Below are 17,961 nucleotides of genomic sequence, written 5' to 3'. Positions count from 1 at the left end.
ATGTCGGATGGATCACACCTGTTCGAAAAGGGGTGTGGACAGGTAACGCTCGGCGAAGCTGGGCAGGATGGCGACGATGGTCTTGCCCTTGTTCTCCGGGCGGGCGCCAATTTCTGCGGCTGCGGCCAGGGCCGCACCGGAGGAGATCCCCACGGGCAGGCCGTCGCTCTTGGCCACGTCCCGGGCGGTGGCGAAGGCGGTTTCGTTGGCGACCTTGATCACTTCGTCGATCAGATCCGTCTCCAGGTTGCCGGGGATGAAGCCCGCGCCGATGCCCTGGATCTTATGGGGCCCCGGGGCGCCACCGCTGATCACCGGGCTGTCCTCAGGCTCGACAACCACTAGCTTGACCTCTGGTTTCAGCTTTTTCAGGGTTGAGGCGATGCCTGTGGCGGTACCGCCGGTGCCAACGCCGGAGACAATGATGTCCACCTTCCCATCGGTGTCCTTCCAGATCTCCAGGGCGGTGGTGGTCCGGTGGATTTCCGGGTTTGCCGGATTCTCGAACTGTTGCAGCATGACCGCGCCGGGGGTGCTGTCCACCAGCTCCTGAGCCCGGGCAACGGCGCCCTTCATGCCCTTGGCCGCTGGGGTCAGATCGATTTCTGCACCCAGGTGAACCAGCATCTTCCGTCGCTCAATGGACATGCTTTCGGGCATGGTCAGGATCAGCCGGTAGCCCTTGGCGGCACAGACAAAGGCCAAGGCGATGCCCGTGTTGCCGGAGGTCGGTTCCACCAGGGTAGCGCCCGGCTTCAGACGGCCGTCCTTCTCGGCCGCTTCGACCATCGCCAGACCGATGCGGTCCTTGACGCTGGCCAGCGGGTTGAAGAACTCGCATTTCCCCAGTAAGTCCGCGACAACGCTGCGGGATTCAGAGAACCGGGTGACCCGGACCAGGGGCGTCGCCCCAACGGTATCCAGGATGCTGTCGTAGATCTTTCCGCGAAACTCGCCGCCGTTGCTCATGGTCATTTCCCACCATTCTTGTGTTAATATCAAAATAACAACACTTCATTCTAGGTATTTACATCCGGTGGACCTCAAGTCAACCGGCACCGGATGCTAAATGTTGAAATCCATGTTTTTCACCGCTTCGCTGGGAACACCACCCTGGTAGGCCCGGGTGCACAGATCGTCCACGGTCAGGTTGTCCAGCTTGGCCATGACTTCCTCGCGCATTTCGTTCCACAAGGGCCGGACGACCTGCCGTCCCAGATCGGACCCGGGCAATTCGATGGTGGCATCTTCCGCTGCTTCCAGGTCTCGGACGACTCGAACGATCTCGCCAATGGTGATGCGTCGCCGCTCCCGGGCCAGACGATAGCCGCCCTTCGGTCCCCGGACACCGGTGAGGATGCTATTGCGCACCAAGTGTTGCAGGGTCTGCTCCAGGTACCGACGGGGAATACCCTGCCGCCGGGTGATCTCCCGACTTTGGACCGGTTCTCCCCCTGCGTGGTAGGCGATGTCCAAGACCGCCTCGATGGCGAAAAGCATCTTTTTAGAAAGCTTAATCATGCCAAAGGCTCAATGCTCGCTGTTAAGGACTGTGCAGTCAAAGGGATGCTCGCCTTCTTGGGCGGCTCCGATGGGGTTCCCCTTCAGGTGTTCGGCCAAGCGGAGAGCCAGACGGTCGGCCAGCCTATCCTTGTCCATGGTCGGCCAATCTTCAACGGCGCCGTCCTCTGTGATCAAATGGACGGTGTTTTCCGACGCGCCAAAGGTGCTGCCCCGGCCTTGGTTCCCATTGGCGGAAACATCATTGGCAAGAATCCAGTCGCATCCCTTACGGGTCCGTTTGTCCCGGGCATGGTCCACCACCCGCTCCGTTTCTGCGGCGAAGCCAACCACCAGGGCCGGGCGGCGCGCGCTGTCCTGCGACAGGGTCGCCAGAATGTCCGGATTGGGGCGGAGGGCGATGGTGGGGGGAGCGCCACCCGGGGTCTTTTTCATCTTCTGAAGCGCTGGGCCGTCGACCGTCCAATCGGCCACGGCAGCGGCGCAGACGGCCAGATCTGCGGGTAGGGCGGCCTCGCAGGCGTCCAACATCTGGGCCGCAGTGGTGATCCGGACGACGGTTACCCCCGGTGGGTCGGGTTCATGCACAGGGCCGGAGACCAGGGTAACCCGAGCACCCAGCTTGGCGAGGGCTGCGGCGATGGCATGTCCCTGCTTGCCCGAGGAGTGGTTGGCGATATAGCGCACGGGATCGATGGGTTCATGAGTGGGGCCGCTGGTAACCAGGGCGTGGCGTCCGGCGAGCGGCTTCTGTCCGGGGTCCGCCAACAGCTCTGCGATGGTGGCCAGGATCTCCGCAGGTTCGGCAAGGCGTCCCAGGCCGTCTTCGCCGCAGGCCATGTCCCCGGGGTTGGGGCCGATCCGATAGATGCCCCGGGACTCCAAAAGCGCCACATTGGCCCGGGTTGCGGGATGGCTCCACATGGCGGGGTTCATGGCCGGGCAGATCAACACGGGTTTGTTCGTAGCCAGAAGGGCCGTGCTGGCCAGGTCGTTGGCGTGGCCCCCGGCCATCTTGGCCATCAAGTCCGCGGTTGCCGGGGCAACGACGACCAAGTCGGCCTCCCGCGACAGGCGAATATGACCCATTTCGGTCTCATCTGTCAGGGAGAAGAGATCGTCATAGACGGGTTCACCGCTCAGGGCCGCCAGGGAGAGGGGCGTGACGAATTGGGATCCGGCCTTGGTCAGGATGCATCGGACCGAAACGCCCGCATCCCGCAGGCGGCGGATCACTTCCAGCGTCTTATAGGCGGCGATGCCACCGGCGACCACCAATAGGATGCGCTTTCCCCGCAAGGTCCGTCCTCCCCTTCTCCACGGACTCTCCGTGGGGTGTGATGTGATGTCCCATTAAACGACATAAAATAACTGTTGTAAGCGAAGATACTCACCGTCTCCGATTACTTAGCGAGGAATGGCATGCCGGTCAAAGTCAGAGTGAGAGTGAGAGTGAGAGCTTGGGCTATTTTTGCCGTTGCCTGTGGAGCCGGTCACGGGAGGAGAAAAAGGGGTCTTTAACTGAGTGCAGAAAAAGACCGAAAACGCTCCAAAAGCGTCATTCCCGCAGGCGGAACGCAGACCTTGGGCGTGAAAGCGGGAATCCAAATGCGGTGTCATTTTCGGCAAGAAACGACACAATCTGGATCTCCACCTGCGTAGGGATGGCGACAAAACAGCTTTCCAAACCCTTTTAACCCCCTAATCCAGCAGCAGCAAGACCCCGAGAACGGCAGCCAGAATCCAGGGCGCCAGGGTGAAAACGGAGATTCGGCTGCCGCGCATGGCCTTGATGCTGTCCGGATGCAGGCGAAAACCGCCCTTGTCCGCGCCACCGAAGACATGATCGGCAGCGTCCAGGATTCGCGGCAGCTTTTCGACGGTGCTGCTCAACTTTTCCATGCCGTCCATCAGCTTGGCCTGGGGGCCCAGGTTGTCCACCATCCAGGCTTCGACCAGGGGGCGGGAGAGCTCCCACATATTCACGTTGGGATCCAGGGTTCGGCCCACGCCTTCGGTCACCAACATGCTTTTTTGCAGCAGCAAGAGTTGGGGTTGGGCCTGCATCTGGAAGGTTTCGGTCACCTGGAACAACTGGCCGAGCAGTCGGGCGACGGAAATCTCGTTCAGGGGTTTGCCCATAATCGGCTCGGCGATGGAGCGGCAGGCCTGGGTGAATTGCTCGACGGATTTGTCTGCGGGAATCCAGCCCGCCTCGAAATGGACCTCGGCGGCACGGCGATAGTTCCCGGTCAGGAACCCCATCAACATTTCCCCGAGATGGCGGCGGGTCTTGCGGTCGATTCGACCCATGATACCGAAGTCCACGGCCACAAGGGTTCCATCGGCCTGGACGAACATATTTCCAGGGTGCATGTCGGCGTGGAAGAAGCCGTCCCGAAAAACCATGTTGAAAAAGGTGTTGGCGGCGTTGCGGACGACCTCCATGGGGTCGATGCCCGCAGCGATCAGGGCGTCGCGTTCGTCCGTGGACATACCGCGCACCCGCTCCTGGGTCATGACCCGGCGGCCCGTGCGGCGCCAGTCCACCCCAGGCACGCGGAAGGTCTCGTCGCCTGCGAAATTCTCAGCGATTTCGCAGGCCGCAGCCGCCTCGAACCGCAGATCCATTTCAATGGTCACGGATTCTTCGAAGGCCCGGACGGTTTCCACCGGTTTCATGCGCCGCAGCCAGGGCTGGGTGTATTCGGCCATCCGTGCGAGCCACTGAAGCAGGGCGATATCCTTGTGGAATGCCTCCTCCACCCCGGGGCGCAGGACCTTGACGGCCACTTCATCGACCACGCCGTTCTCGTCTGGGGTGGTCAGGGCGAAATGGACCTGGGCGATGGAGGCCGCAGCGACGGGTGTCGGGTCGAACTGGGAGTACAGGGCCTCAAGGGGTTGGTCCATTTCCTCGGAGATGACCCGTTGGACCTCCTCGAAGGGAAAGGGCGGCAGGTCGTCCTGGAGGTTGGAGAGGTCGGCCGCCACCTCATCGCCGAGCAGGTCAGCGCGGGTGGACAGGGCCTGGCCCAGCTTGATGAACGACGGACCCAACTCGACGAAGGCGGCAGCGAGCTTTTGCCCCGGTCGTCCGGGGGCATTCCGGCGGCTGATGGCCTTGGCGAGCCAGACCGCCGGTTTCGCCACCCTCAGGTGCTCCAAGGGAAATAGGGCATCGTGCCGGGCCAGGACCCGGGCGATGGTCAGCAACCGGGCGAGATTCCGGGCGTATTGAAACATGTCAGAGACGCCAACCCGAATGCATGGCGGCGATGCCGCCGGACAGGTTCCGGTATTTACACTGCTTCAGTCCCTGGGCCTCCATGCGGGTGAGAAGCTCCCCCTGAGGCGGGAACTTGCGAATGCTCTCGGCCAGGTACTGGTAGGCCTCTGCGTCCCGGGCCACATACTTGCCCATCGCGGGCAGCACCTTGAAGGAATAGACATCGTAAAGCCGATCGAGCACCGGCAGGACCACGGTGCTGAACTCCAGGCAGAGAAACCGCCCGCCGGGTTTGAGCACGCGCCGGGCCTCGGCCAGGGCTTGGTCGATTCGGGTGACGTTCCGTAGACCGAAGGCAATGGTATAGGCATCGACGGAGCGGTCGGGCAGGGGAATGGCTTCCGCGTCGCCGCAGGTCCAGGACAGACCGTCGATTCGTCCCCTGTCCAAGGCCCGATCGCGACCAACGGCCAGCATTTCCTTGTTGATGTCGCAGACGGTCACATGAGTGCCCTTGGGACCGTCTGTGCTCGAGCCTGTGCGCAGGGCTGCAGCGGCGCGGCGTTCCGTGGCATCAAGGATGCGGAAGGCGATATCTCCTGTTCCTCCTGCCACATCCAGATAGGTCCGGCCCGGTCGCGGGTCGAGCCAAGAGACGAAGGCGTCCTTCCAGAGCCGGTGGATTCCCCCGCTCATCAGGTCGTTCATCAGGTCATACCGAGGTGCCACGGAGTCGAAGACTCCGCGGACCAGAGAGGCTTTCTCGGCCGCGTTTACGGTCTTGAAGCCGAAATGGGTGGTGTCATTTTCCCGCGTCATGCGGCGCACCTTAGTATAAGCGAGAGGGCGGCGCCATATGGTTATGGCATTGTCGTCTCGCTGCGCCCTCTTGCTTATACTAAGGTGCGGCGCCGAGTTCCTCACCTGTGGTTCTTTGGGCGGTTTCTTGGCCCTTCACCCTGGCCCACTGTTATGGAAAGTGCCCGTCCCATGCCCGAATTGCCTGAAGTTGAGACCGTCCGCCAGGGGTTGACCCCTGTCCTGGTGGGGCGCCGCCTGGTCCGGGTCCAGGCCAACCGACCGAATCTGCGCCTGCCCATTCCGGTCGATTTGGCCCAACGCTGTGTGGGACGGACCGTGACCGCGCTGGACCGGCGGGCCAAATACCTGTTGCTCCGGCTGGAGGGAGGAACCGTGGCCCTGATCCACCTGGGGATGTCGGGCTCCATGGTCGCGCGCCGGGTGGAGGCCCATCCGGAAACGGGTGTCCATGACCATGTGATCTTCGAGACCGACGACGGCTGGCGTGTCACCTTCCGTGATCCCCGTCGATTTGGCCTGATTACCTTGGCGACCGAGGAGGATCTGGCGACCCATTCCCTGCTCGCCAAGTTGGGACCGGAACCCCTGTCGGATGCCTTTGACGCCCGGGTTCTGGTGGCTGCTTTGGGGGGAAAACTGACGCCGATCAAGGCGGCTCTTCTGGATCAACGGATCGTGGCGGGGCTCGGCAATATTTATGTCTGCGAGGCCCTGTTTCGCGCGGGGATCTCACCCAAGCGGACCGCTGCGACGGTGACGGGGCGCCGGGCTGACCGCTTGGCCGTGGCGATTCGCCAAGTGCTGGAAGAGGCCGTGGCCGCAGGGGGGTCCAGTCTGCGCGATCACCGCCAGGCCGATGGCGAACTGGGGTATTTCCAGCATACCTTTGCCGTTTACGATCGGGAGGGAAAGGCCTGTCCGGGTTGTGAGTGCGACCTGGAAAAGACCGGAGGGATTGAACGGATCACTCAGTCAGGCCGGTCGACGTTTTTCTGTGCCCGTAGACAGCGGTGATGGTGTAGGCTCCGCTCCCATGTTCAGACAGGAACACAGTCATATCCGGACCCGTCGGGTCCTCCCCCGGCTTCCCATGGCGACTCCGCTGGTCTTGGGCGTGGTTCTTCTGTTCGCCGGTGGCGGAGAGGGACCCAAAGGCGCCTTTGCCCAAGGGGGAGCGGGAGCGGTGGCCTATGTGACCGGGACCGGGGATATTCCCCTTATGCCTGGTCTGACCATGGTCCCCGATTCCGGCATGGTTTTTGATACCCCCCATGGGCGCTTGGTCGAGGCCTACGCCCGGGGATCCTTTTCAGCAAAGGATGTGTTGTCCTTCTATGGGGCTACCTTGCCCCAAATGGGGTGGCGGGCGAAGGGAGCGGGCTCCTTCCGCCGGGAAGGTGAGGCCCTGGACCTTGAATTCCTGGGCAAGGCTCCCAACCTGACCGTTCGGTTTTCCCTGGCGCCGGGACGCTAGAGCAAAACGGGATCAGCTTGAGTCAAGCTGGCCCCGTTTTGCTCTAATAATATAGATTTTAGAGTGCCTTCGAGATCAAGTGGGGCCAAGACACGGCCCCACTTGATCTCGAAGGCACTCTAGGGCATCACCGAATTGGGCAGGTGACACACAAACACAGGCGGAGTGCACCGTCCGATGACTCTTTTGAAAGCGGCGGTGCACGAGGGCAGCACTTTTAGATCCAATTTTCCCCTGGGGCCCCTCGCCCTGCGAACAGCCTTGACCACCGAATCCAAACTATAGGGAGCAGGCTCAGATGGCCTACGAAAACATTCTCGTGGAAACCAATGGCAAGGTCGGCGTTGTCACGCTGAACCGACCGAAGGCTCTCAACGCCCTGTCCGCAGGCCTGATCAAGGACTTGGGTGCGGCGCTTGATACCTTCGAGGCCAATCCGGATATCCATGTTATCGTCCTGACCGGTTCGGAAAAGGCCTTTGCTGCCGGGGCGGATATCAAGGAGATGGCTGGTTTCTCCTACATGGATGCCTATCTGGCGGATTTTATCACCGTTGGTTGGGAGCGGGTGACCAGCTGCCGCAAGCCGGTCATTGCGGCGGTTGCCGGATTCGCTCTGGGCGGCGGCTGCGAGATGGCGATGATGTGCGACTTCATCATCGCCGCAGACAATGCCAAGTTCGGTCAGCCGGAAATCAACCTGGGCACCATGCCCGGTGCCGGTGGAACCCAGCGTTTGACGCGATTTGTGGGTAAGTCCAAGGCGATGGATATGTGTCTGACGGGTCGTATGATGGACGCTGAGGAAGCCCATAAATGCGGGCTGGTCAGCCGGGTCTTCCCGCTGGATGATCTGAAGGATGAGGCGATGAAGATTGCCGAGACCATCGCGGATAAGAGCCTGCCCATTTCCATGATGGTGAAGGAGTCGGTGAACGCCGCCTATGAAACCACCCTGACCCAGGGTGTGAAGTTCGAACGGCGCCTGTTCCATTCCACCTTTGCCACAGACGACCAGAAGGAGGGCATGGCCGCCTTCGTCGAGAAACGCCAGCCCAACTTCTCCGACCGCTGAGGTTCGCTCCCGGTTGCCTTTCCTCCGGTTGCCATGGGGGCGGCCCCCTCTTTTTCTTGACGACTGCCCAGGGGCGATCTATAACGCCGCCCTTCCGCGTCTCCAGCCCGGCTGGGACCTTTTGCGCGGTCTCCAATTCCCATCGTCGCCTAGCGGGTCCTCCGGGTCCCTGTGGGTGACGGCAAATTCGAACAGGTAGAAGTCTATGGCCCATCATAAATCGGCTAAGAAGCGCATTCGTCGCAACGCCAACCGTTACGAGATCAATCACGCGCGTATCAGCCGTATCCGCACCTTCGTGAAGAAGGTGGAGGCCGCCATCGGCGCCGGTGACAAAGACGCCGCCCAGGCCGCGTTCAAGGTTGCCATGCCGGAAATGCAGCGCGGCGTGACCAAGGGTGTGGTTCACAAGAACACAGCCTCCCGCAAAATCTCGCGTCTGTCGGCGCGTATCAAGGCCATTTAATCGACCGCTTGCCTAAGGCAGACCATGCCGCACTTGGGGTCAGATGCAGACTCCGGGCGGGGGTGATTGCCGCAGGGTGGGATGGGGAGAGAATTGGCCTGTGAAAAGGACTGCCCTAAGGGGTGGGCTTCACAGTTTGATATACGAGAAGGGTTGCCATCCGTGATGGAGGCGACCCTTCTCTTTTGTGTTGTTGCGAGTGTTTGGTTCGTTTCTCTTTCGAAATATGATAGTCTAAAGCAGACTCGGCAAGAAAAGCAGTAAAAGCCAGATAGTGCTGGGCAGAGTCCGAGCGGCTCCTGGTGTCCGCTTCGCCAAAGCGGAGCGTGCTTTTTCCCGCCTGTCGTGGATTTGTCACCGAGACTGAACGAGTCCGAGGAGTCTGCCTTTGGTTTGCGGCCTCTCTGTGGTGTAGAAGCTCTTGAAAATGCTGTATTTAGTGGTTTTCTAGTAGTCGGCCCTACGGAAAACACGAGATGTGGTGTCAACGCGCGAAATTTCCAATGTACCCCCTTCGTTCTCGTTGTTTTGAATCCGAGGGGGACATATTCTCTCTGCTGCGGCCCAAATGAGGCTGAATTCACGAAGTGGCTAGGGGATCTTCGATGTCCCTCTTCGCGCTAGTTCTCCAAGAGAATATGGCGAAAGTACTCCATTCTTTTCGAGGAGTACTTTATCCAAAGGTCGGTGGAGTGAAATTTTAAGCAAATGCGGCAACGTTTATTTGCTTAATCATTTAGTAAGGGTCTGTGGCATTCTCTGCGCACGCAGGCGTCACCGTTTTGTCTCCCCACTGTCATGGGTGTGTCCGATGTTCCGGTGCAACGGGCCAGGGCATGCGCGCTGCAGGTAAGGGGGGCAGATCGTGGGATTTAGGGTAACGGGGCGGCGGCGTGCCGCCTGAAGTGAGAGCTGAGAGTGAGCGTGAGCGTGAACGTGGGAATCTACGAGACAACGGGCGGGGATGGCGCTCTGGCCGATCGATGGGATCGGGTGCGGGGTCAGCTGCGTCTGGAGTTCGGCGATGCAGCCTATCGCACCTGGGTGGCGCCCATGACCCTGGCGGACGGGGAGGGGGGGCAGGTCCGTCTGGGAGTTCCCACGCCATTCATGCGTGATTGGGTGATGAACCACTATGGCGACCGGATCAAAAGTTTGTGGTGCGCCGAGGACCCAAGCGTGCGGATGGTGGATTTCGTCGTGGATTCGGTGGCGACGCGTGCCGCTTCAGCGTCCAAATCCCGGTCGCGGTCGGCACCGCAGGCCGCGGGCGGCGAGGCCTCGGTCGGAAAGCGGCGGTCTGCGGGCGGGGGGAATGCCGGTCTGCAGTCGGGTGCCGCTCGTGGAGTCGAAGAGGGTGCCGAAAAAGGGAATACCGATAGGCAGGCCCGCTCCGTCCCGTCGGCGGAAGCAGCCAGTGGAAACCGTGTGAGCGCTGCTGTCGCCGGGACCGAGCGCAACGATGACGGCCTGTCCGCTCCTTTGGACCCCCGATTCACCTTTCAGAATTTCGTAGTCGGCAAGCCCAACGAGTTTGCCTATGCCGCCGCCAAGCGGGTGGCGGAATCGGATCGGGTGGCCTTCAATCCCCTGTTCCTCTATGGCGGCGTCGGGTTGGGGAAGACCCATTTGATGCATGCCATTGCCCGTCAGGCCAGGGAGAGCAATCCGGAACGCCGGATGATCTACCTGTCGGCGGAACAATTCATGCACCGCTTTATCCGAGCCCTGCGCCAACAGGACACCCTGTCCTTTAAGGAGCAGTTTCGCAGCGTGGATGTTCTGATGGTCGACGACATCCAGTTCATCAGCGGCAAGGACAGCACCCAGGAAGAATTCTTCCACACCTTCAATGCCCTGGTTGACCAGGGCAGTCAGATCGTGCTGTCCGCCGACAAATCCCCCAACGATCTGGAGAACATTGGCGCCCGCCTGCGGTCCCGCATGGCCTGTGGTCTGGTGGCCGATATCCATCCCACCACCTACGAGTTGCGTTTGGGGATTCTCGAGTCCAAGGCCGAGCAATTGGGCGCCCCCGTGCCAGAGAAGGTCCTGGAGTTCATCGCCCATAAGATTACGGCCAATGGTCGGGAGGTCGAGGGCGCACTGATTCGTCTGGTGGCCCATGCCCAATTGGTGGGGCGCGAACTGAACCTGGAAACTGCTCAGGAGGTCCTCCACGACCTTCTGCGCTCCTACGACAAACGGGTCACCGTTGACGAGATCCAGAAGCGGGTGGCCGAACATTTCAAAATCCGCTTGGCAGACATGCATTCCGCACGACGCTCCCGCTCCGTTGCCCGGCCCCGGCAGGTGGCGATGTACCTGAGCAAGCAGCTCACCAGCCGGTCCTTGCCGGAAATCGGCAAGAATTTCGGCGGGCGGGACCACACCACCGTCATGCATGCCGTGCGTAAGGTGGAGGAGCTGATCAATGGGGACTCCAGCTTTGCCGAGGACGTGGACCTTCTGCGGCGCATGCTTGAGGGCTGACCTCTGACCGAAACAGGGGGTGGCTGGAGAGCAAAAGACGGAGAGGTCTTTCTTGGTCCTTGACGGGTTGTGAAAAGCGCTTGGGTCATGGCCCCTCCCCGCGTATACTTCCGGCCCTTTCGGTGGGTTTCGCCCGCCGGTTTTCCCTCCATTGACGGGCGGGCGCCCCTGGTGGCGTCGACCCGGATTGTAAACGGGCCAGTCCATGAAGCTGACCATCGAGCGCACCGCCCTCCTGAAATCCCTGGGACATGTGCAAAGCGTCGTCGAGCGCCGCAACACGATTCCCATCCTGTCCAATGTTCGGATGGAAGCGACGGATCGCGGGTTGAGCCTGAACGCGACCGACATGGATCTGGAGATCGTGGAAACCGTCACCGCCGAGACGTCCACACCGGGCATTACAACGGCGCCAGCCCACACCCTCTACGATATCGTTCGCAAGCTGCCTGATGGCAGTCAGGTGGAATTGGTCTTCGACGGTGGCGATGGACAGTTGGTGCTGAAAGCCGGTCGGTCCCGATTCTCCTTGGCCTGTCTGCCGGTGGAGGATTTCCCGGTCATGAGCGCCGGTGAGTTCTCCCACAGCTTCTCGCTGGCGGCGGCGGAACTGCGCGGGCTGATTGACCGCACCCGGTTCGCCATCTCCACGGAAGAGACCCGCTATTATCTGAATGGCATCTTCCTGCATGCGGCGGACAGCGACGGCGTGCCGGTGCTGCGGGCGGTAGCCACCGATGGCCATCGCTTGGCACGGGCTGAAGTGCCTCTGCCAGAAGGGGCCAGGGACATGCCGGGGATCATTATCCCCCGCAAGACCGTGGCCGAGGTGCGAAAGTTGATTGATGAAACGGGTATGGATGTCACCCTGGCCCTGTCCGACCAGAAGGCCCGCTTCGATTTTGATGACACCCGGCTGACCTCCAAGCTGATCGATGGAACCTTCCCCGATTACGAACGGGTGATCCCGACCGAGAACGACAAGGTTCTGGAGGTGGACTGTAAGATCTTTGCCCAAGCCGTGGACCGGGTTTCCGCCATTTCTACCGAAAAGTCTCGGGCCATCAAGGTCACCGTCGGGGCGGGCAGTCTGACCCTGTCAGCCTCCAGCCCCGACGCAGGCAGCGCCGTGGAAGAGATCGAAGCGAGTTACGGCTCCACTGCCATGGATATCGGGTTCAACTCCCGCTATTTGCTGGATATTCTGGGGCAGGTAGAAGGTGATGCCGTGCGCTTGACTCTGGCCGATGCGGCTTCTCCCACCGTGGTACGGGACGTGGCCGACGCTTCGGCGGTCTATGTGCTCATGCCCATGCGCGTGTGACCGGGGCGTGATCCTAGAGCGAAACAGGGTCAGCTTGAGTCAAGCTGGCCCTGTTTCGCTCTGATTCTATAAATTTTAGAGTGTCTTCGAGATCAAGTTGGGCCATGAAATGGCCCAACTTGATCTCAGAATACTCTAAGGGAAATGTGGTCCCGTGACCGAGTCCCAGCAGCCATCACACCCACGCCAACGCCCTGGCCCCGCATCCCCGTCTTCTCCTCCTGTGCCTGAGGGGCGGCAGGGAGCCGCGGTCACCCGTCTGATTCTCACGGATTTTCGGAGTTATACGGGGCTGCGCCTGACGGTGGAGCCCCGTTCCGTTGTTCTGACCGGCCCCAATGGCGCGGGTAAGACCAACCTGCTGGAGGCCCTCTCCTTTCTGGCCCCAGGTAAGGGGCTGCGTCGGGCCGCCATCGCAGACGTGGTCCGCCGAGGGTCGGGTCTCAGCGATGCGGCGGGGGATGGCGGTTGGGCCGTTGCCGCCCGCGTCTTGCCGGTGAGTGGAGCCTCCCTGGACCTGGGAACGGGGCGGGAGCCTGGCCCCCTGGAGCGCCCGGGAAGCGACCGTCGGCTCGTCCGGGTGGATGGGGAGGCGGCTTCCGGTCAATCGGCCCTGGGGGAGCGGCTATCCGTCCTTTGGCTGACACCGGATATGGATGGCCTGTTCCGGGGAAGTGCCGGAGACAGGCGCCGTTTTCTCGATCGTCTGGTGACCGCTCTGGATGCTGATCACGCGGGCCGGGCCAATGCCTATGCCCATGCCCAACGCGAGCGGGGCCGTCTGCTGCGCGAGGGGCGGGGAACCGATGCCTGGCTTTCTGGATTGGAAGACGCCATGGCTCGCCATGGCGTGGCCCTCGTCGCCGCCCGCCGAGATCTTGTGGCGCGCCTGTCCGCTGCGGTTGGTCGGGCCGTTGGACCATTTCCCCGGGCTGACTTGGCCCTGGAGTCTGAGGTCGGTCAATGGTTGCTCGAAGGGCCGGCCCTTGCTGCGGAGGATCGCCTGCGGGACGCGCTCTCCGCATCTCGCCGTCGGGACGCCAAGGCAGGTGGAGCCGCCCATGGCCCGCACCGGGACGACTTGCTGGTGCGCCATGGCCCCAAGGACCTGCCCGCAGCCCAGGCCTCCACCGGCGAGCAAAAGGCGGTTTTGATCGCCCTCATGCTCGCTCAGGCCCGGGTTCAAGCGGGGACCCGCACCGGTGCCCCCCTGCTTTTGCTCGATGAAGTGGCCGCCCATCTGGACCAAGGACGGCGTGCGGCCCTGTTCGAAGCCTTGGATGGCTTGGGCGTCCAGGCCTGGGTCACGGGAACCGACGCCCAATCCTTTGAGTCTTGGGAAAAAACTGCGCAATTCCTACGCATTGATGAGGCGTCCGTGGTACAATAAATTTGTCATCGAAGGTGGTCTTCGGACCGCTCGGGTTGTCCGCATTTCTTGTCGGATAACTTATTGATTTATCAACCAGTTGGCGCCGATCTGTCAGGGGATTTCTCCGATCCCATGGGTCCCCTTGGAGACCGATTGGTCCGGCGCCGGTCAACATGAAGACGGGACCCCATGACCCAGCAGGCCTATACCTCCGATTCCATCAAGGTTCTCAAGGGACTGGAGGCGGTGCGAAAGCGCCCCGGCATGTACATCGGAGACACCGACGACGGGTCGGGCCTGCATCACATGGTCTACGAGGTGGTGGATAATGCCATCGACGAGGCTTTGGCGGGCTATTGCGATAAGTCGGAAGTGATTTTGAATGGCGACGGATCCGTCACCGTACGCGACAATGGCCGGGGCATTCCCGTGGACATCCACAAGGAAGAGGGGGTCAGCGCCGCAGAGGTCATCATGACCCAGCTCCATGCGGGCGGCAAATTCGACCAGAATTCCTACAAGGTCTCCGGTGGCCTGCATGGGGTGGGCGTGTCCGTGGTCAACGCCCTGTCCGACTGGCTGAACCTGCGCATCTGGCGGGATGGCAAGGAACATTTGATCCGCTTCGAACATGGCGTGGCCGTGGCCCCCCTTGAGGTGGTCGGGGACTGCGGGGACCGGACGGGTACGGAAATCACCTTCCTGTTTTCCCGAACCACATTCTCGGGCGTGAATGACTACGATTATGCCACGCTGGAACACCGTCTTCGGGAATTGGCCTTCCTGAATTCCGGGGTGCGCATCCTTTTGACCGATAAGCGCGGCGCCGAGCCGAAAAGCACGGATCTGCACTACGACGGGGGAATCGAAGCCTTCGTTCAATATCTGGATCGCTCGAAGACGGCCGTACATACCCCCCCCATTTCCGCCGTCGGCGAAAGGGATGGGATTACGGTCGAGTTGTCCATGGAATGGACCGACAGCTACCACGAGAATGTCCTGTGCTTCACCAATAACATTCCCCAACGGGATGGCGGCACGCATCTGGCGGGCTTTCGCGGCGCCCTGACCCGGACGGTGAATGCCTATGCCCAGGAAAGCGGCCTGCTGAAGAAGGAAAAGGTGGCCCTGACCGGAGACGACATGCGCGAGGGGCTGTCCTGCGTGCTGTCGGTGAAGGTCCCGGATCCGAAGTTCTCCAGCCAAACCAAAGACAAACTGGTGTCCAGCGAGGTTCGGCCCGTGGTCGAGTCGGTGGTGGCCCACCGTGTGTCCCAATGGTTCGAGGAACACCCCCAGGACGCCAAGAAGATTGTCGGCAAGGTGGTGGAAGCGGCCGCCGCACGCGAGGCCGCCCGCCGCGCCCGGGAGCTGACCCGGCGCAAGGGGGCGTTGGATATGGCCAGCCTGCCCGGTAAGTTGGCCGACTGCCAAAACCGGGATCCGGCCCACTCCGAACTGTTCCTGGTGGAGGGTGACTCCGCCGGTGGATCCGCCAAACAGGGACGGGATCGGGCCTTTCAGGCCATCCTGCCCTTGCGTGGTAAGATCCTCAACGTGGAGCGCGCCCGCTTTGACAAGATGCTGTCCTCGGCAGAAATCGGCACGCTGATTGCCGCTTTGGGCACAGGGATCGGGCGGGATGACTTCAACGTGGAGAAAGCCCGCTACCACAAGATCATCATCATGACGGACGCCGACGTGGACGGCAGTCACATCCGGACCCTGCTGTTGACCTTCTTCTTCCGGCAGATGCCTGAAATCGTGGAGAAGGGCTATCTGTACATTGCCCAACCGCCGCTCTATCGGGCGAAGCGGGGCAATTCCGAGCAGTATCTGAAGGACGACCGGGAGTTGGAGGATTATCTGATTACCTCCGGCTTGGACGATTCTGTCTTCACCGAGGGATCCGGTGCTCAAATGACCGGTCCTGATTTGCGGGCGCAGGTGGAACGGGCGCGTTTGGCCCGCAATGCCATCAACGCCATGACCTTGAAAATGCCCTGGAAGATCCTGGAGCAGGCTGCCATTGCCGGGGCCTTTGATCCGCAGGTTCTTGCGGATCTGGATCTGGCCAATGGGGCTGCGGCCGCCGTGGCCAGACGGGTGGATGACCTGGAAGATCCCCTGGAGCGGGGCTGGACCGGGGAAGCCGATGGCGAGGGGGGGCTGATCTTCAAGAGGACCCTGCGGGGGGTCATAGAGACCCACCATCTGGATAACCAATTGGCCCATTCCACGGAGGCCCGGCGTCTGGCAGCCATGGCAACGGAACTGCAAGAGGCCTATGCCACCTACGGGTCTTTGCGTTTGAAGGACCAGGACAAGGTCATCACGGGTCCCGTGGCCCTGGTGAACGAAATCATGGCCTGGGGCCGCAAGGGTATTGCTATCAACCGCTATAAGGGGTTGGGCGAGATGAACCCGGAGCAACTTTGGGAGACCACCCTGGATCCCAATGTCCGGCGTTTGTTGCAGGTGAAGGTTGCCCAGGTCGATGACGCCGAACAGGTCTTCAGCACCCTGATGGGCGATATTGTCGAGCCTCGCCGGGAATTCATCCAGGACAATGCACTGAATGTGAAGAACCTGGACGTTTAACTCTTCTGCGGGGCGCTGCCCCGCTCCCCGCCGGGGCCTGAGGCCCCGGACCCCCATTCATGAAAGAGGGAGCGGCAACCCAACATTTCGGAGAAATCAGAGGATCTGCACAGGTGACCGCTGCGCCGCAACAGGGCTTTTTTCTCGGAACTGAATTGCCTTTGATTCAGGCCCCCATGGCCGGGGTGCAAGGGAGTGCGCTCGCCATCGCGGTCAGTCGGGCCGGTGGCTTGGGATCGCTTCCCTGCGCCATGCTTGGACCCGAGGCGATCGTTGCGGAGATCGCGGCCATTCGTGGGGCCACGAAGGCTCCCTTCAACGTCAACTTTTTTTGCCACACTCCTCAGGATTCCACCTCCGAACAAACCACCCGGTGGGTTCAAGCTCTGGCTCCCTATTATGCGGAATTCGACCTCCCGCCAGCTCCGCCTGCGGGTGGGGCAAGCCGCCGCCCCTTTGACACCGTGACAGCGGACCTGCTTGAGCCCTTGGCCCCACCGGTTGTCAGCTTCCATTTTGGCCTTCCCAAGCCCGATCTGTTGGCGCGGGTGAAGGGCTGGGGAAGTCGAATCCTGGCCTCGGCCACCACCCTTGCCGAGGCCAAATGGCTGGCCGAGCGGGGTGTTGATGGCATTATCGCCCAAGGAGTCGAGGCCGGCGGTCACCGGGGTTGTTTTCTCTCGGAGGACATAACCACTCAGGTTGGCACTTTTGCCCTGGTGCCCCAGATGGTGGCTGCGGTGGATGTGCCGGTGATTGCTGCGGGTGGGATCGCCGACGCGGCTGGGGTGCGTGCCGCCTTGGCTTTGGGAGCGGCTGGGGTCCAGGTGGGGACGGCTTACATGTTGTGTCCTGAAGCAGCGACGACTCCGGCACATCGGCATGCCATCCGGCACTCTGCGCCGGAGGACACGGCCCTAACCAACCTCTATTCGGGACGGCCGGCCCGGGGAATCGTGACGCGTTTGATGCGAGACCTTGGGCCGATGGCCGAGGTGGCGCCTCCCTTTCCCCATGCGTCGACGAGTCTGGCCCCTCTCCGCGCCGCAGCGGAAGCGCGCGGATCGATCGATTTCACACCTCTCTGGCGTGGTCAGAATCGGGGGAATTTCGATGGTGTGCCTGCCGAAGAGGTGACAAGAGCATTGATGGGACGTCAATAAACCCTGCTTCGCCGTTTCTGGGCTTTGCCCAGACCCGCAAAGGGTTACGGACCCTTTGTTCCCATTGGTAAAAAAGCGAATGGGGGTCCGGGGCCTCAGGCCCCGGTGGGGAGCGGGGCAAAGCCCCGCGTTTTTCTGTTTTTCAAGGAGACAGAGTATAGATCAAACCGCATTGAGTCGTCCTGGGTACACGACAGGGGATGTTTTCCCGTCACGGGGCTTTGCTCCGTCGCCCACTGGGGCCGAAAAAGGCCCCAGAGCCGAGGAGCCCGGGCACTTATAAAAGAAAAATGGGGTTGGGCAATCGCCCAAAAAATACGAAACAGTGTCGTGTACCGTGTGAGTCGTCAAACGCGATGACGCGGTCTGTCGCGGGTCTCCCTGGACATCCACAACGCCGTTATGATCGCGAGAGAGAGCA

14 protein-coding genes are annotated in these 17,961 nt (G+C 61.5%); 9 read left to right on the top strand and 5 right to left on the bottom strand.

Translation table 11 applies throughout. The annotated features are described in order from the left end of the window. Positions 1–12 precede the first annotated feature (12 nt). The 5 genes from cysK to ubiE form a co-directional block, all read right to left on the bottom strand. Positions 13–969, bottom strand: a complete 957-nt coding sequence (gene cysK, locus ACLIRY_RS05670) for a cysteine synthase A (RefSeq protein ID WP_413204385.1) — start codon at positions 967–969, stop codon at positions 13–15. A gap of 96 nt (positions 970–1,065) precedes the next feature. Then, the gene (locus ACLIRY_RS05665; protein WP_413204384.1) at positions 1,066–1,521 is read right to left on the bottom strand and encodes an RrF2 family transcriptional regulator; all 456 of its coding nucleotides are present in this window, start codon (positions 1,519–1,521) and stop codon (positions 1,066–1,068) included. 9 nt (positions 1,522–1,530) lie between these two features. Beyond that, on the bottom strand, positions 1,531–2,820 hold the full coding sequence (coaBC, locus tag ACLIRY_RS05660; RefSeq protein WP_413204383.1) for a bifunctional phosphopantothenoylcysteine decarboxylase/phosphopantothenate--cysteine ligase CoaBC: 1,290 nt from the start codon (positions 2,818–2,820) through the stop codon (positions 1,531–1,533). Positions 2,821–3,222: 402 nt separating this feature from the next. Beyond that, positions 3,223–4,767, bottom strand: coding sequence for a 2-polyprenylphenol 6-hydroxylase (ubiB, locus tag ACLIRY_RS05655; RefSeq protein WP_413204382.1), 1,545 nt, complete (start codon positions 4,765–4,767; stop codon positions 3,223–3,225). A 1-nt stretch (position 4,768) separates the two neighbouring features. Next, the gene (gene ubiE / locus ACLIRY_RS05650) at positions 4,769–5,569 is read right to left on the bottom strand and encodes a bifunctional demethylmenaquinone methyltransferase/2-methoxy-6-polyprenyl-1,4-benzoquinol methylase UbiE (protein ID WP_413204381.1); all 801 of its coding nucleotides are present in this window, start codon (positions 5,567–5,569) and stop codon (positions 4,769–4,771) included. A gap of 171 nt (positions 5,570–5,740) precedes the next feature. On the opposite strand from ubiE, the gene mutM reads away from it, so the two are divergent. The 9 genes from mutM to ACLIRY_RS05605 all read left to right on the top strand — a co-directional run bounded on the left by mutM (position 5,741) and on the right by ACLIRY_RS05605 (position 17,540). After that, positions 5,741–6,586, top strand: a complete 846-nt coding sequence (gene mutM / locus ACLIRY_RS05645) for a bifunctional DNA-formamidopyrimidine glycosylase/DNA-(apurinic or apyrimidinic site) lyase (RefSeq protein WP_413204380.1) — start codon at positions 5,741–5,743, stop codon at positions 6,584–6,586. A 76-nt stretch (positions 6,587–6,662) separates the two neighbouring features. Next, entirely contained in the window at positions 6,663–7,046 is a 384-nt protein-coding gene (locus ACLIRY_RS05640; RefSeq protein ID WP_413204379.1) for a hypothetical protein, read from the top strand. Positions 7,047–7,344: 298 nt separating this feature from the next. Then, complete coding sequence (locus ACLIRY_RS05635) at positions 7,345–8,121, top strand: enoyl-CoA hydratase (RefSeq protein ID WP_413204378.1); 777 nt, start codon at positions 7,345–7,347, stop codon at positions 8,119–8,121. Positions 8,122–8,326: 205 nt separating this feature from the next. After that, positions 8,327–8,587 carry a 30S ribosomal protein S20 gene (gene rpsT / locus ACLIRY_RS05630; RefSeq protein WP_413204377.1) on the top strand — a complete coding sequence of 87 codons (261 nt, stop codon included), beginning with the start codon at positions 8,327–8,329 and terminating at the stop codon, positions 8,585–8,587. A gap of 924 nt (positions 8,588–9,511) precedes the next feature. Then, complete coding sequence (gene dnaA / locus ACLIRY_RS05625; protein WP_413204779.1) at positions 9,512–11,080, top strand: chromosomal replication initiator protein DnaA; 1,569 nt, start codon at positions 9,512–9,514, stop codon at positions 11,078–11,080. Between the two features lie 205 nt (positions 11,081–11,285). Beyond that, positions 11,286–12,404 (top strand): DNA polymerase III subunit beta, encoded by a 1,119-nt coding sequence (gene dnaN / locus ACLIRY_RS05620; protein ID WP_413204376.1) that lies wholly within the window; start codon positions 11,286–11,288, stop codon positions 12,402–12,404. Positions 12,405–12,627: 223 nt separating this feature from the next. Beyond that, positions 12,628–13,794 carry a DNA replication/repair protein RecF gene (recF, locus tag ACLIRY_RS05615; protein ID WP_413204778.1) on the top strand — a complete coding sequence of 389 codons (1,167 nt, stop codon included), beginning with the start codon at positions 12,628–12,630 and terminating at the stop codon, positions 13,792–13,794. 171 nt (positions 13,795–13,965) lie between these two features. Further along, on the top strand, positions 13,966–16,377 hold the full coding sequence (gyrB, locus tag ACLIRY_RS05610) for a DNA topoisomerase (ATP-hydrolyzing) subunit B (protein ID WP_413204375.1): 2,412 nt from the start codon (positions 13,966–13,968) through the stop codon (positions 16,375–16,377). 113 nt (positions 16,378–16,490) lie between these two features. Beyond that, positions 16,491–17,540 carry an NAD(P)H-dependent flavin oxidoreductase gene (locus ACLIRY_RS05605; protein ID WP_413204374.1) on the top strand — a complete coding sequence of 350 codons (1,050 nt, stop codon included), beginning with the start codon at positions 16,491–16,493 and terminating at the stop codon, positions 17,538–17,540. Positions 17,541–17,961: the final 421 nt, after the last annotated feature.

Origin of the sequence: Rhodospirillum sp. A1_3_36, from assembly GCF_047263945.1 — a bacterium.
Lineage (GTDB): Bacteria > Pseudomonadota > Alphaproteobacteria > Rhodospirillales > Rhodospirillaceae > Rhodospirillum.
This window is presented reverse-complemented; position numbering and strand designations above follow the sequence as displayed.